12 protein-coding genes are annotated in these 12,893 nt (G+C 72.2%); 6 read left to right on the forward strand and 6 right to left on the reverse strand.

Features of this window, described 5'->3' with window-relative positions; genetic code table 11:
• Positions 1–76 precede the first annotated feature (76 nt).
• Complete coding sequence (locus tag RKD23_RS03830) at positions 77–1,693, forward strand: right-handed parallel beta-helix repeat-containing protein (RefSeq protein ID WP_424852303.1); 1,617 nt, start codon at positions 77–79, stop codon at positions 1,691–1,693.
• A gap of 2 nt (positions 1,694–1,695) precedes the next feature.
• Here RKD23_RS03830 and RKD23_RS03835 read toward each other — a convergent pair whose 3' ends face one another.
• From RKD23_RS03835 to RKD23_RS03845, 3 genes are all read right to left on the reverse strand, one after another.
• Positions 1,696–3,129 carry an FAD-dependent oxidoreductase gene (locus RKD23_RS03835; RefSeq protein WP_424852304.1) on the reverse strand — a complete coding sequence of 478 codons (1,434 nt, stop codon included), beginning with the start codon at positions 3,127–3,129 and terminating at the stop codon, positions 1,696–1,698.
• 44 nt (positions 3,130–3,173) lie between these two features.
• Positions 3,174–4,376, reverse strand: a complete 1,203-nt coding sequence (locus RKD23_RS03840; protein ID WP_424852305.1) for a polysaccharide pyruvyl transferase family protein — start codon at positions 4,374–4,376, stop codon at positions 3,174–3,176.
• 168 nt (positions 4,377–4,544) lie between these two features.
• Positions 4,545–5,027, reverse strand: coding sequence for a hypothetical protein (locus tag RKD23_RS03845; RefSeq protein ID WP_424852306.1), 483 nt, complete (start codon positions 5,025–5,027; stop codon positions 4,545–4,547).
• Positions 5,028–5,363: 336 nt separating this feature from the next.
• On the opposite strand from RKD23_RS03845, the gene RKD23_RS03850 reads away from it, so the two are divergent.
• Both RKD23_RS03850 and RKD23_RS03855 read left to right on the forward strand, forming a co-directional pair.
• A complete protein-coding gene (locus RKD23_RS03850; protein ID WP_424852307.1) occupies positions 5,364–5,930 on the forward strand; it encodes a hemerythrin domain-containing protein in 567 nt (188 codons plus the stop codon).
• A gap of 246 nt (positions 5,931–6,176) precedes the next feature.
• The gene (locus tag RKD23_RS03855) at positions 6,177–6,461 is read left to right on the forward strand and encodes a hypothetical protein (protein ID WP_424852308.1); all 285 of its coding nucleotides are present in this window, start codon (positions 6,177–6,179) and stop codon (positions 6,459–6,461) included.
• Between the two features lie 28 nt (positions 6,462–6,489).
• On the opposite strand, the gene RKD23_RS03860 is transcribed toward RKD23_RS03855, so the two are convergent.
• Complete coding sequence (locus RKD23_RS03860) at positions 6,490–7,329, reverse strand: alpha/beta fold hydrolase (protein WP_424852309.1); 840 nt, start codon at positions 7,327–7,329, stop codon at positions 6,490–6,492.
• A 240-nt stretch (positions 7,330–7,569) separates the two neighbouring features.
• Between RKD23_RS03860 and RKD23_RS03865 the strand changes: the two genes are divergently transcribed.
• Complete coding sequence (locus RKD23_RS03865) at positions 7,570–8,496, forward strand: N-acetyltransferase family protein (protein WP_424852310.1); 927 nt, start codon at positions 7,570–7,572, stop codon at positions 8,494–8,496.
• A gap of 3 nt (positions 8,497–8,499) precedes the next feature.
• On the opposite strand, the gene RKD23_RS03870 is transcribed toward RKD23_RS03865, so the two are convergent.
• The gene (locus RKD23_RS03870) at positions 8,500–9,129 is read right to left on the reverse strand and encodes a lipoprotein (protein WP_424852311.1); all 630 of its coding nucleotides are present in this window, start codon (positions 9,127–9,129) and stop codon (positions 8,500–8,502) included.
• 108 nt (positions 9,130–9,237) lie between these two features.
• Positions 9,238–9,975 carry a D-Ala-D-Ala carboxypeptidase family metallohydrolase gene (locus RKD23_RS03875; protein WP_424852312.1) on the reverse strand — a complete coding sequence of 246 codons (738 nt, stop codon included), beginning with the start codon at positions 9,973–9,975 and terminating at the stop codon, positions 9,238–9,240.
• A gap of 475 nt (positions 9,976–10,450) precedes the next feature.
• Here RKD23_RS03875 and RKD23_RS03880 point away from each other — a divergent pair, with 475 nt between their 5' ends.
• The gene (locus RKD23_RS03880) at positions 10,451–12,010 is read left to right on the forward strand and encodes an APC family permease (protein ID WP_424852313.1); all 1,560 of its coding nucleotides are present in this window, start codon (positions 10,451–10,453) and stop codon (positions 12,008–12,010) included.
• A gap of 50 nt (positions 12,011–12,060) precedes the next feature.
• On the forward strand, positions 12,061–12,840 hold the full coding sequence (locus RKD23_RS03885; RefSeq protein ID WP_424852314.1) for an SDR family NAD(P)-dependent oxidoreductase: 780 nt from the start codon (positions 12,061–12,063) through the stop codon (positions 12,838–12,840).
• Positions 12,841–12,893 lie beyond the last annotated feature (53 nt).

The raw sequence follows: 12,893 nt of genomic DNA on the forward strand, positions 1-12,893 counted from the left end.
TCGCGCGCACGCGGCACCGGCCGGGTACCCGGGGCCGTACCGGCAAACCGTCGGCAGCACGTGAGAGGAGCGCACCATGGCCCTGCCCCTGACCGTCGACGCCCGCGAGCACGGTCTGTCCGGTGACGGCAGTGCCGACGACGGCCCCGCTCTCCAGGACCTGGTGGACACGCTCGGCGCGGCCTGTGCCGCGGACGGACGGCCGCGGGTGATCCAGGTGCCGGCGGGCCGGTTCGTGATCCGGGACCGCCCGGTCCTGTGGCGCAGCGGCGTGTCGCTGATCGGGGCGGGACGGGGGGCCACCTGCTTCGTGCTGTGCAACCCGGGTGCGCCCGGGCAGCCGGTGCCGCTGGCCTGGTTCACCGCGCAGGAGCACGGGGCGGGCCCGGACAACGCCCTCACGGACCTCACCTTCGCCCACTTCGAGGTGGACGGCGCACGGGTGCACACCGAGCGGTACGACCCGCTGGCCAAGGGTCTCGGCCTGCAGTACGTACGGCGAGGCCGGTTCAGTGACCTGTACATCCACGACACGGCGGCGACCGGCTTCGGCTGCGACTTCCTGCAGGACACGGTCGTGGAGGCGGTGCTGGCCGAGCGGTGCGGGCGGCAGGACCCGGGCGAGTGCATGGGCGGGGCGGGCATCGGGATCGGCATCGGCGGCTGGGGCGCGGTCGAGCGGCTGACGGTGACCGCCTGCACGGCGATCGGCAACGGCACCAACGGCATCTTCGTGGAGCTCCAACAGGAGAACTGGCCGCCGCCGCGCGGCATCCGGATCACCGCCTGCCACACCGAGGACAACCGCTACGGCATCTCCGACTGGGGCGCCGACGGCCTGCTGGTCACCTCGTGCACGATGCTCGGCAACCATCTGGCGGGCTTCGACGTGTCCTCGCAGGGCACGGCCGGTGTGGGCGGCCGGGGCGGCATCGTCACCGGGTGTGTGATCGACGGGAATCTGCGCGACGGTCTCGCGATCGGCAACACGCCGGGCCCGTACGCGGTGCGCGGCAACCGGATCAGCGCCAACGGCCGGTACGGCTACTGGCAGCACAACCTCGAGGGCGGCGACCAGGAGCCGGCCGCGGACGTGGTGCTGGAGGCCAACGACATCCGCGACAACGCCCTGGACGGCGTACGGATCGGCGCGGATCTGCGGGAGGCGGCGATCGCGGGCAACCGGCTGCGCAACAACGGCCGCCGGGCGGCACCGGCCACGGCCGGCGGCGGGGACGGCGTCCGCTACGGCCCGCTGTGGATCACGGACGAGCACGCCGACTGGCGTCCGGACGGGCACCGCGGCAAGCGGGTGCAGGTCGGCTCGCAGAGCGCGCTGGTGTCGTACAACACCGAGCAGCGGCTCGCGCTCGCCCCGATGCGGCCTGGCGCGGACACCGCCTGGGGCGAGGGCACCCCCGCGCCCGGCACCGCCTACCGGCTGCCCGAGCCCCCGGAGCCCCGGGCCGGGCTCACCGTGGCCGCACACGTGTCGGGACTCCAGCTGTACGACAACCGGATGTGGGACGACCAGCACGCCAAGACGCAGACGCACGGCGTACGCATCACCCCGGAGGGCACCTGGGTCGGCGGCCGTGTCCACGGCAACGACCTGCGCGGCAACGCCTCGGGCGACACGCTGCTCGAGTCACCGCCCCGCGAGGTGGACTGGCCGGACGACGAGGGCCGCTGAGGTCAGACCACGGCCGCGTCCTGCACCCGCGCCCCTTGGCGCCGCAGCTCCTGCTGCACCAGCGGGTAGGGCACCTCGCGCGGCAGCTTCCCCGAGCGCACGGCGAGTGCGGCGCAGGCGCCCGCCGCCTGGCCGGTGGCCATCGCGATGGGCATCACCCGGTAGGAGGAGTGCGCCACGTGGGAGCCGGAGATGCAGCGCCCGGCGACCAGCAGCCGGTCGACCCCCCGCGGCAGCAGACAGCGCAGCGGGATGTCGTAGAACCGTCCGCGCGGGACGCGTTTGAGGACGGTCCCCGAGCCGCGCGGGTTGTGGATGTCGACCGGGTAGGCGCCGTGCGCGATGACGTCCGGGAAGGAGCAGGCGCCGAGGATGTCATGGCCGGTGAGGTGGTAGTCGCCGAGGATGCGGCGGGTCTCGCGGACGCCGATCTGGGTGCCGCTCTGCACGGTGTACGCCTCCTCGAAGCCGGGGACGCGGGTGCGCAGGAAGCGGTCGATCTGCTCCAGCTGGCGGCGGGCGACGACCTCGGCGCGGGTGAGGTCCCACACGTCGATGCCGAGGGCCTTGGTGACGCGCGTGCTGTTGACGCTGAGCTCGCGCGGGTGCGGGGTGCCGAAGAAGAGGATGTCCTCGCGGGACAGGCGCAGCTCGCCCTCCGCGGTGGCCTGCTCGACCAGGTCCCACAGGCCGTGCACCCCGCGCCACTGGTCGGGGTTCTCGCGCACGTACGCGGCGAATCCCTCCGGCTGGAAGTCGGCCATGCGGAACATCAGCGTCATCGGCTGCACCCGCCCGTCCTCGGGCCTGCCGACCTCGTACGGCGCTCCGGCGGCGACCGCGACATCGCCGTCCCCTGTGCCGTCGACGACGACGTCCGCGTCGATCACCACGGGTCCCGACTTGGTCTCGAACACGACCCGCCAGCCGTCGTCCAGGGGCAGCGCGGAGGAGGCGAAGGAGTGCAGCAGCAGCCGTACGCCCGCCTCGTCGAGCAGGTCGAGGAGGACGAGCTTGAAGATCTCGGGGTCGAAGGGGACGGTGTAGCCGGTGTCCAGGGAGGGCGGGATGCAGCCGCCGCGCGCGTCGAGCCGTTCCAGCAGCTGCCACAGGAAGCCCGCGACGACGGGTTCGCCCTCGCCGTGGTCGGACGGCAGCAGCCGGTTGTCGCCCCCGGACTCGTCGAAGACGGCCTGTTTCTGTTCGTTGTGGAAGGACATCAGCGGCATCACCAGGGCGGCGGTGGCGTTGCCGCCGAGGAAGCCGTAGCGCTCGACCAGGACGACGTCGGCGCCCGCGTCGGCGGCCGCGTGCGCCGCGGCCGTGCCGGCCGGTCCGCCGCCCACGACGAGGACGTCGGTACGGCCCCCGTGGCGGGCCGCGCGGGGCGGCAGGGTGACCGTCCGGGTCTCGCGGGGTGGTTCGAGGATCGGCATGGGTCTTTTCCCGTCCACTCGGTTGGGGGTGCGCGGGCTGTGGTTCAGACTCCTTCGATGTGCTCGTGCCGGATCCGCCCGGGGGCCGCGGCGGCGGCGTCGACGCGGTCCAGCAGGACCCCGCAGCGCAGGCAGGTCTCCCCGGCCAGCTCGCGCAGCCGTCGCATCCGCACCTCCAGCGCCTCCCGGCGCTCCGGGAACTCGTCCCACAGCCGGTCCACCTCGGCGAGCATCAGCCCGGCCTGCTCGCGGGCCACGCCGACCAGCGCCGGCGCCCCCATACGGCGGGCGAAGTCGAACACCTTGCCGGAGTACGGCAGCGGCAGCACGGGCAGCCCGGACAGCGCGGCGAACATCACGAAGTGCAGCCGCATGCCGACGACGAGGTCCAGGTGGTTCATGAAGCCGAGGATCTCGCCGGGGCTGTAGGTGTTGTGCAGGATGCGGCCGCGGTCCGGGGCGCTCATCCGTGACAGCACGGCGTGGGCGTGGTGGACGTCCTGGCGTTCCATGGGCACGAACACCACATGGGCGTCCATGCGGCGGGTGAGGAAGTCGGCGACGTCGGCGAGGAGGGCGTGGTAGTCGCCCTCGTCGAGCTTCTCCGCCGCGCGGCCGGGCTCGCGCACGGACATCCCCACCAGCCGGGTGTCGGTCGGCAGGCCCTCCTGGCGCATCATCTGCTCGGTGAAGGGCTCGCGGGGCAGCAGCAGGGCGGGGTCGGCGGTGACGGTGATCTCGCGTTCGACGCCTACCTCCTCCAGGACCAGGTGGCTCTCCTCGTCGCGGACCACCACCTCGTCCATGGCCGACAGCACCGTGCGCACCGCCTCCCGGTCGGCGGGCTCGCTGAGGGGGCCGGCGCCGACGGCGTAGGCGAAGGTGGGCACGCCCCGGTCCTGGGCGGCCTTGACCAGGCGCAGATAGCGCCGGGCCTCACCGTCGTACAGGAATCCGCCGCCGCCGACGACCAGCAGGTCGAGGCTCTGCAGGGCGTCGAGGACGGGCTTTTGCGGTACGCCCTCCCAGTGGACCACCTCGTCGGCGTCGCGCCGGTGGGTGCGGGTGTGCTCGGCGTCGCGGCTGAAGACCACGAGCCGGGCGTCGGGCCGGTGGGAGCGCAGGCAGCTGAGCACACACAGCAGGATCGCCTCGTCGCCGATGTTGAAGCCGCCGAACGAGCCGAGCACGCCGATCCTCGGCGCGGTCGATGTGGCGGGGGGCACGCGGCTCTGGGTGAGGGCCATCCGGGACTCCTGTTCCGAGCGGGGACGGGACTTCCGGCGCGCTTCGTGGGGCCGGGGGGGCTCGGGCTCGAGTTGCCCGAAGCCGTCGTGGGAAACCGGCGGGGTCCGGGCCCTGTGGCGCGGCCCGGATGTGCTGTTCCGGGCAGCCTGCCCGGTCCGGGCGTGGCCCTAGTCGCGGGTGAGCAGCTGTGGGGACAGCTCCTTTAGCAGCGTGCGCGTCCATTGGATCTGGCGCAAGGTGCGGGGGCGGCAGGTGATCACCAGCTCCAGGAGACGCTCGTCGCGGCCGGCCTGCGCGGCCTGCGCGAGCATCTCCCAGTGCAGGGAGGTGCGGGTGGCGGCCAGGTGCAGTTCCAGCAGGTCGTCGAGGAGACCGGCGCCGGGCTCCGCGCGGCGGGTGCGGGCGGCCGTGTCGCGCACGAGACGGCGTACGCGCTTGCCGTCCACCAGAGGGAGGGGCAGGTCCAGGCCGTAGAGCCGGCCGGTGCGGGCGAGCCGGGCCCGGTGGTCGTGGGACCAGCGGGCCAGGTCGATGGCGGCGTGGTGGATCTCCTGGTCGCCGCGGTGGCGTTCGGCCGTGGCCGCCAGTTGTCTCTCCAGGGCCTGCTCACCGTCGTACAGGGCCCGCAGCGTGTGCGCGACACCGTTCATGGACTGCCGTTCCTTCCGTGCGTGCGGCGGCACCGGCTCGCGCGCTCCCGCGGCGGGCGGTGCGGGTGACGCGTGCCGCACAGCCGGCGGGCGTGGGCCGACCGCCGACGCGTGCACGATCACCCACCGGGCCCGGCCGCCGGTAAAACACCTGTTCGAGAACGCCCTGCGGCGGTCGGCCGGCTGTCCCGGCGAGTACCCCGCTCGCCGGCGGCGTCACGCTGCACCGGCCGGGCGCTACTCACCGCAGGGCCGTGTAGCGCGTCGGGCCCGGGGCACTCGGGCGCCGGCGGGATCCGTCCGGAACCCGTCGTGCTCACGCTGGAGGTGAAGGACATGGGTCACGGTGGGAACGTCATCGACGAGCTGATGACCGATCACCGGGAGGTCGAGGACCTGTTCGCCCGGATCGAGGCGCTGCCGTCAGGTGACAGGAACCAGCGCAAGATGTACGCCGATCAGGTCACGATGGAGCTGGTACGGCACTCCGTGGCCGAGGAGGCCTACCTCTACCCGGCCGTGCGCGAGCACATCGCGAACGGTGACGCGATGGCCGACCGCGAGCTGGAGGACCACGCCAAGGCCGAGCGGATCATGAAGGACCTGGAGGGCTGCGAGGCCGACGACCCGGAGTTCGACCGGCTGATGGGCGACCTGATGACCGAGATCCGTGCCCATGTGGCGGACGAGGAGGAGAACCTCTTCCCCATGCTGCGCACGGCCTGCCCGCCCGAGATGCTGGACGACCTCGGCGACAAGGTCCGCATGGCGAAGAAGACCGCGCCGACCCGCCCGCACCCCTCGGCCCCGGACAAGCCGCCGGCGAACAAGCTGCTGGCCCCCGGGATGGGTCTGGTCGACCGGATGCGGGACGCGCTGACGGGCCGCGGCAAGCCGGACTGACCACCCTGACCAACGGATCCGAGGGGCGTCGGCGCGGGGTGGCCGGCGCCCCTCCCGCTGCCACGAAAAACCCGACGCCCTTCTGCCACAAATGGCCCCGCGCCAGGAATGGCCCGGCCCCCCTCGGCGTTGTGCGGACCGCGAGGCCACGACCGGGAACGAACCGGGTCGGGCCCGCACTCCCCCGACCCGGCGGATGCCGGCCGGGGCCTCCAACGGCGTTGCGGAAGAAGGGGCGTGGAACGGATGGCGGCGACAGGTCGGGACGTGTCCGGTACGGCCGGAACCACCGAGCTGGTGACCAAGTGCGGTCGCCGGATCGTGGTGAAGTGCCTCAAGCTGGTGCCTGAGGAGCGGCCGATCAGCCGCGTCACGCTGGACGTGGGCGGCCATCGGGACGGCGGACCGGGCATCTGGGCGTCGCTCACCGCGACGGAGGCCCGTGAACTGGCCCGTCAGCTGCTCGACCGCGCGGACATCGCCGAACACGCCGCGGGACCCGTCTCGGACGCGGCACCGGCATCGGCCTGACGCCCGCCGCCAAGCCCCGGCCTCGGTTTCAGCTGAGGAAATCCTCGACGGCCGTCACGAACCGGGACCCGTCGTCGAGCCACGGAAAGTGCCCGGCCCCCGGCTGTACGACCGGACGCGCGTCCGGGAACAGGGTGGCGAGCTCGGCCACCGGGCCGGGCGGGGAGTTCAGGTCCAGCTCACCCGCGAGCACGAGCACCGGCCGGTGGAATCCGGCGAGTGCGGCGCGGGTGGCGTCCGGGTCGAAGGCGCCCTCGGAGCCGTAGACGGCGGCGGCCTGCTGGTTGCGCTGCGTCGCCTCGGCGGCGCGGTGAGCCCGGGCGGCAGCGTCCCAACGGCCGTACGCGAAGGGGGCCATGGCCTGCCAGCTCTCTTGCGTCGCCCGGCCGGCGACGATGTCCTCCAGCGCCGCGAACGCCTCCGCGAACCAGGGCTCGTCCCGCCTGAGCAGCGCGGCCTCGCGGCGTGCCTCCCCCGGCACGGGCACGCCGACACCGAACAGGCTCGGCGTGACCAGCACCAGCCGGTCGACCCGGTCGGGGTGCCGCTCGACGTACCGCAGAGCGAGGTTGCTGCCCGCGGAGTGGCCCAGTACGTCCATCCGCTCCAGACCGAGATGCGCCCGCAGCGCCTCGACGTCGTCGACCAGCCGGTCGCAGCGGTAGCTCCCCGTGTCCTCCGGCTCCGCCGACTCGCCGGTACCGCGCAGGTCGAGCATGATCAGCCGCCGGTGGGCCCCGAGCCCACCCAGGTCCCCGAGGTAGGCGGAGTCCTGCATCGGCCCGCCGGGCACACACACCAGCGGCTCTCCCTGACCGGAGACGTGGTAGGCGAGCGTCGTTCCGTCGAACGCCGAGAAGGTGGCCATGATCGCGACCCTGTCAGTCCCGGGGACACCGGGCAACCGCATTTCGGCGGGGCGGGTGTGCGGGAGAACGGGCGGGCCAGTTCTGGGAAAACAGGCAGGCCCCGTCCGGAAGAGCGGGCGGGCGCGTCCCGCATACAGGCGACCCATGGGAAGGAGTACGGGCGGCCCGCACGGCAAAAGGCCCGTTGGCCGAGGAAAACCCGTTGCGGCGCTCGTCCCCCTCCCCCGACGCTGACCCCTATGCCCGCAACAGTCCGTCCGGCCACGCTCGCCGACGCGCCCGCCATCACCGACCTGCTCAACGCCGTCGACCTCATCGAGATCGGCCGGGCCGAGACCGATCTGCACACCGTCGAAGCCGACTTGAAGCATCCCGAGGCCGACCTGGAACGGGATTCCTGGCTCGCCTTCGACGCCGACAAGCTGGTCACGTACGGGCTGCTGTGGGACGAGTCGGGCGGCGAGCGCATCGACATCGACCACTATGTGCTGCCCGACCATCAGCAGGCCGGCTTCGACGTCCTCACCGCGATGGAGGCCAGGGCACTGGAGCGGGCGCGGGAGAACGGCGCCGAGCGGGCGGTGGTCCACCTCCATCTGAACGTGCGTCCCACGACCGACACCGCACGGCTGCGCGACCGGGGCTGGCAGGACGTACGCCGCTATCACGTGCTGCGCCGGCCCGTGGACCGCGCCGACGACCAGCCGCCCGCGCTGCCGGACGGCGTACGGATACGCCCCTGCGCCACGGAGGCGGACAAGGCGCTCGTCCACCGGCTCTACCAGACGGCGTTCGCCCAGCACTTCGACTTCCAGCCGCGCTCCTTCGAGGCCTGGCTGAGCGACATCGACGCCGACGCCCTGGACTGGTCCCTGGTGTGGCTCGTGGAGACGGACGACCTGGGCGAGACGGGTTTCCTGCTCTCGCGCAACGACCGTGAGGCCATGGGCTGGATCCGCAGCATCGGCGTCCTGCCCGAGGCGCGCGGCCGCGGCCTGGGCGGCCTGCTGCTGCGGCAGGCCTTCGCCTCGTTCGCCGCGCTGGGCCGGGACACGGTCGGCCTCGGTGTGGACACCTCGAACGCCACGGGGGCGCCGGAGCTGTACCGCCGCCACGGCATGACGGTGCACTACGCCGTCGACACCTGGGAGACGGTCCTGGCCTGAGGGTCAGCCCGTACGGAGGGACTTCCGGGCCAGTTCGTACGCCGGGAGCATGTCCCGGTGCTCCTCGTCGTCCAGGCCGCCGAGGTGGACGACGACGGGGCCGCTGTCGGTGACGACGGCGAAGGCGTGCTCCTGCTTGGTCTCCCCCAGCAGCTCGTTGGTGTGCCGGTACGCCACCTCGGCGCCGGTGACGCCGCTGTCGGCCGCGAAGGTGCGGTACCGCTCCTGGGCGTTGCCGTCCTCGGCGGCGACGAAGGCCTGCAGCACCTTGCGGGGGTCGTCGTCGCCGGGCTCGCCGGTCCACACGCGCAGGTAGCCGATGTGGCCGGCCGGCTTGGCGTCCACCTCGCAGGCGGCGGAGACCGGGCCCTGCCGCAGCAGGTCGGCGACCGCCTCGCTGTCCCCGGCCGAGAGGGCCTCGACGGCCTCCGCCTTCCAGTCGGCGGCGAGGTCGAAGGTGACGGGCAGTTCGCAGGCGGAGCCGGCCGGGCCGAGGGTGCCGCCCTTGGCGACCGCCTCGGCGGTCTTCGCGGCAGTCGGCGTGCCGGCGGCGGTCCCGGGCTGCTCCTCAGGCTGTTTCCCGGCCCCCTCGGAGCACGCCGTCAGCAGCCCCGCCAGCAGTGCCGCGCCCACCAGTCCCCGACCCGCTCTTCCCGCCCCGACCTGCACTTCTGTCTCCCCTGTTCGCGATCCGGCGGGACACTGTATCCAGGGGGCGGGAAGGGCTCGCACCAAGGGCGGTCAGATGCCGCAGGTGGGCGCCGACCAGTACTGGCTGTCGCGATGGTCGACGTGGGTGTGGTCGTCGTGGCCCGGGTAGCCGGGGCCGAGGATGCCGCGGAAGCCGTGGGAGCGGGCCTGCCGGGCCAGGGTGCACAGGGAGTGCGGCCCCGCGCCGAGGTCGGCGGCGTCGCCGTACAGATGGCGGCTGTTGCTCGCGCCGCCGACGGCCGAGTTGCAGGCGTACGAGCGGAAGCCGCTGGTGACGGTGATCGGCTGGTCGCCGAGGGCGTGCCGCATGGCCTCCAGCTTCCACATGGTGCGCAGGGCGTTGGCCTTAGCGGTGGCCGCGCCGACCGCGCCGCCGGACCAGTCGCTGTTGCAGTCGTTGAGCTCCGCGTAGGAGAAGTGGATCGGCGTGCAGTCGTCGTCCTGGAGGGCGTACAGCTTGTTGAAGGTGTTGCTGCCGGCGACGCCGTCGGCGGTGAGGCCGTACGCCGACTGGAAGCGTTTGACGGCGGCCTCGGTGGCCGGCCCGAAGGAGCCGTCGGTGGCGAGGACGGCGCCGTAGCCGGCGTAGCCACCGAGGCGGATCTGGAGCTGGGTGACGTCGGCTCCGGAGGAGCCCTGGGAGAGGGTGCGCGTCCAGGTGTAGCAGCCGTCGGCGTGCGCGGTGCCCGCGGTGAGGACGGTCCCCGCGAACGCACCCGACAGGATCATGACAAGAGCGGCGAAGAGTCGAACCGTACGTCTGAGCATCTGCTCTCCTCTGCATGAGGGACCTGCGGCACGACAGAGAGTGGCGGCACATGTGACGCGCGTCAACCACACCTCCCCGCGGCGGTGCGGATCCGCGCGAGGCACCCGGCGCGCCCCCTCGGTCGACCCCATTCGTCACAGCGGACACACCCCGTCCGACCGGCGGTAACCCCTTGCGGAACCGGCGATCGGCGCCCTGCGCAACGGGGTTGACCGTCACCCTTCACCTGCGCGTCACATGCGTGACGTGGGTCACATGGAAAATTTCGGAAGGCCTATTTCGGAGGTCGCTGCGGTTACCGAATATCGGACGCCTGCGGTCCGGTTCTTCGGGATGCAGCCGCTTCGACCGTCACGCCTTAGAAATAAAGGCGCCCGACGGGAGTTGACCGTTGAACAAATGGCCGGTGTCCGGGATGCGCCCTCTGCCCTCGACCCGCCCGGCACGGAAACCGCAGAACTTAACGTCCTGTTCATGACTCAGCTGGACGTGCGGCCCCGGGCCGCGGACGACGGCGACGGGCGCTCCGTCGAAGGCATGCGCACCAAGGGCCTGAGCGGGAACTCCGTCGGCCTGCTGGGCAGCGCTGTCATCGGCGTCTCCACCGTCGCCCCGGTGTACTGCCTCACCTCCACGCTCGGCTCCACCGCCGGCGAGGTCGGACTGCAGATGCCGGCCGTGTTCCTCGCGGGCTTCCTCCCGATGCTGCTGGTGGCCTTCGCCTACCGCGAGCTGAACAAGGCGATGCCGGACTGCGGCACCTCCTTCACCTGGACCGTGAAGGCCTTCGGGCCGCGGCTGGGCTGGATGTGCGGCTGGGGCCTGGTGATCGCCACGATCATCGTGCTGTCGAACCTGGCCGGTGTGGCCACGTCGTACTTCTGGCTGCTGGCGGGCGAGATCACCGGCAGCGACTCGGTGGCCGCGCTCGACGGGAACAAGGCCGTCCACATCGTCACGTGTCTGGCGCTGATCGCGACCGCCACCGTCATCAGCTACCGCGGCATGACGGCCACCAAGGGCGTGCAGTACGCGCTGGTCGGGCTCCAGCTGGTGGTGCTCGCGCTGTTCGTGGCGATGGCCTTCGGCAAGGCGGGCAGCACCGACTTCCCGACCGGCGTGGACTTCTCCTGGTCCTGGCTCAACCCGTTCGCGGTCCAGTCGTTCGCCGCGTTCACCGCGGGTCTGTCCCTGTCGATCTTCATGTACTGGGGCTGGGACGCCTGTCTGACCGCCAACGAGGAGACCAGCGGCAGCAGCCGCACCCCGGGCCGCGCCGCGCTGATCGCTATGGTCGTGCTGGTCGGCTCCTACCTCGCCACCGGTGTGGCCGCGCAGATGATCGTCGGCTCCGGCGACAAGGGTCTCGGCCTCGCCAACCCGGAGACCTCTGACAACGTCTTCGCCGCGCTGGCCGGTCCGGTGATGGGCCCGGCGCTGGGCATCCTGCTGTTCCTCGCGGTGCTCGCCTCGGCGGCGGCCAGCCTCCAGACCACGTTCATCCCGGTCGCCCGCACGGTCCTCGCCATGTCGACGTACAAGGCGCTGCCGGCCTCCTACGCCGAGGTGCACCCGCGCTTCAAGACCCCGGGCCGCGCCACGGTCATGTCCGGCATCGCGACCGGCGTGTTCTACACGGTCATGACGCTGGTCAGCGAGCATGTCCTGGTCGACACCATCTACGCGCTCGGCCTGATGATCTGCTTCTACTACGCGCTGACGGCCTTCGCCTGCGCCTGGTACTTCCGCGGAGAGCTGCTGAAGTCCGGCCGCGACCTGCTCTTCAAGGGCCTGTTCCCGGTGGTCGGCGGCCTGCTGCTGACGGCCGTGTTCGCCAAGACCCTGATCGACATGTGGGACCCGGCCTACGGCAGCGGCTCCTCCGTCCTCGGCGTCGGCTCCGTCTTCGTCATCGGTGTCGGACTGCTCGCCGTCGGCGTGGTGATCATGCTGGTGATGCAGCGCCGCAGCCCCGCCTTCTTCCGCGGCGAGGTGCTCACCACGTCCACTCCGGCGCTGGTCGCGGAGGACTGAGTCGGGCCGGATTCGCGAGTACGGCCGAGACGGCCCTCTAGGGTGTGGACATGATCAAAGACACGTATCTGTCGGATCTGTTCTCCCTGGAGGGCCGCGTCGCGTTCGTCACCGGCGGCAGCTCGGGGATCGGACGGGCCATGGCGGGCGCGCTCGCCCGGGCCGGGGCGAGTCTCGTGGTCGTCGCACGCCGGGAGGCGGAGCTGGCCGCGACGGTGGACGAGCTGACCGCCGAGGGATGCACGGCGGCCTGGGTGAGCGCCGATCTGAGCACCCGGGACGGAGTGCGCAAAGCCGCCCAGGAGGCCGTGGCGGTGTACGGCGAACCGGACATCCTCGTCAACTCCGCCGGCGTCAACCTGCGGCCGCCACTGGGCGAGCTGTCCGACGAGGTCTGGGACACCACCATGGCGGTGAACCTCCAGGCGCCGTTCCTGCTCGGGCAGCGCTTCGGCCCGGGGATGGCCGAGCGGGGCTTCGGGCGGATCATCCACATCACCTCGCAGCAGGCGCACCGGGCGTTCGTGCAGAGCGGCGCCTACGGCGTCTCCAAGGGCGGCCTGGAGTCGCTGGCCCGCTCGCAGGCGGAGGCCTGGTCCCCGTACGGCGTCACCTGCAACACCCTGGTGCCCGGCTTCGTGATGACCCCGCTGAACGAGCGGCTGTCCGCCGACCCGGCCAAGGTCGCCGAGCTAGCCGCCCGCACGATGATCGGGCGCAACGGCCTGGCGGAGGACTTCGCGGGCGCGACCGTGTTCCTGGCGAGCCGGGCGTCGGCGTACATCACGGGTCAGTCGATCTTCGTGGACGGCGGCCTGTCGGTGCACTGAGACCTGTCGGTGCTGTGAGACCTGTCGGTGCACCGAGACAGAAAGGGTCCGGC

It is taken from the genome of Streptomyces sp. SAI-170 (genome assembly GCF_049739565.1).
Taxonomy (GTDB): domain Bacteria; phylum Actinomycetota; class Actinomycetes; order Streptomycetales; family Streptomycetaceae; genus Streptomyces.

Excerpts from the sequence above, each read along its gene's own strand:
- RKD23_RS03830 (WP_424852303.1), top strand. The coding sequence starts at position 77 with ATGGCCCTGCCCCTGACCGTCGACGCCCGCGAGCACGGTCTGTCCGGT.
- RKD23_RS03835 (WP_424852304.1), bottom strand. The coding sequence starts at position 3,129 with ATGCCGATCCTCGAACCACCCCGCGAGACCCGGACGGTCACCCTGCCG.
- RKD23_RS03840 (WP_424852305.1), bottom strand. The coding sequence starts at position 4,376 with ATGGCCCTCACCCAGAGCCGCGTGCCCCCCGCCACATCGACCGCGCCG.
- RKD23_RS03845 (WP_424852306.1), bottom strand. The coding sequence starts at position 5,027 with ATGAACGGTGTCGCGCACACGCTGCGGGCCCTGTACGACGGTGAGCAG.
- RKD23_RS03850 (WP_424852307.1), top strand. The coding sequence starts at position 5,364 with ATGGGTCACGGTGGGAACGTCATCGACGAGCTGATGACCGATCACCGG.
- RKD23_RS03855 (WP_424852308.1), top strand. The coding sequence starts at position 6,177 with ATGGCGGCGACAGGTCGGGACGTGTCCGGTACGGCCGGAACCACCGAG.
- RKD23_RS03860 (WP_424852309.1), bottom strand. The coding sequence starts at position 7,329 with ATGGCCACCTTCTCGGCGTTCGACGGAACGACGCTCGCCTACCACGTC.
- RKD23_RS03865 (WP_424852310.1), top strand. The coding sequence starts at position 7,570 with ATGCCCGCAACAGTCCGTCCGGCCACGCTCGCCGACGCGCCCGCCATC.
- RKD23_RS03875 (WP_424852312.1), bottom strand. The coding sequence starts at position 9,975 with ATGCTCAGACGTACGGTTCGACTCTTCGCCGCTCTTGTCATGATCCTG.
- RKD23_RS03880 (WP_424852313.1), top strand. The coding sequence starts at position 10,451 with ATGACTCAGCTGGACGTGCGGCCCCGGGCCGCGGACGACGGCGACGGG.
- RKD23_RS03885 (WP_424852314.1), top strand. The coding sequence starts at position 12,061 with ATGATCAAAGACACGTATCTGTCGGATCTGTTCTCCCTGGAGGGCCGC.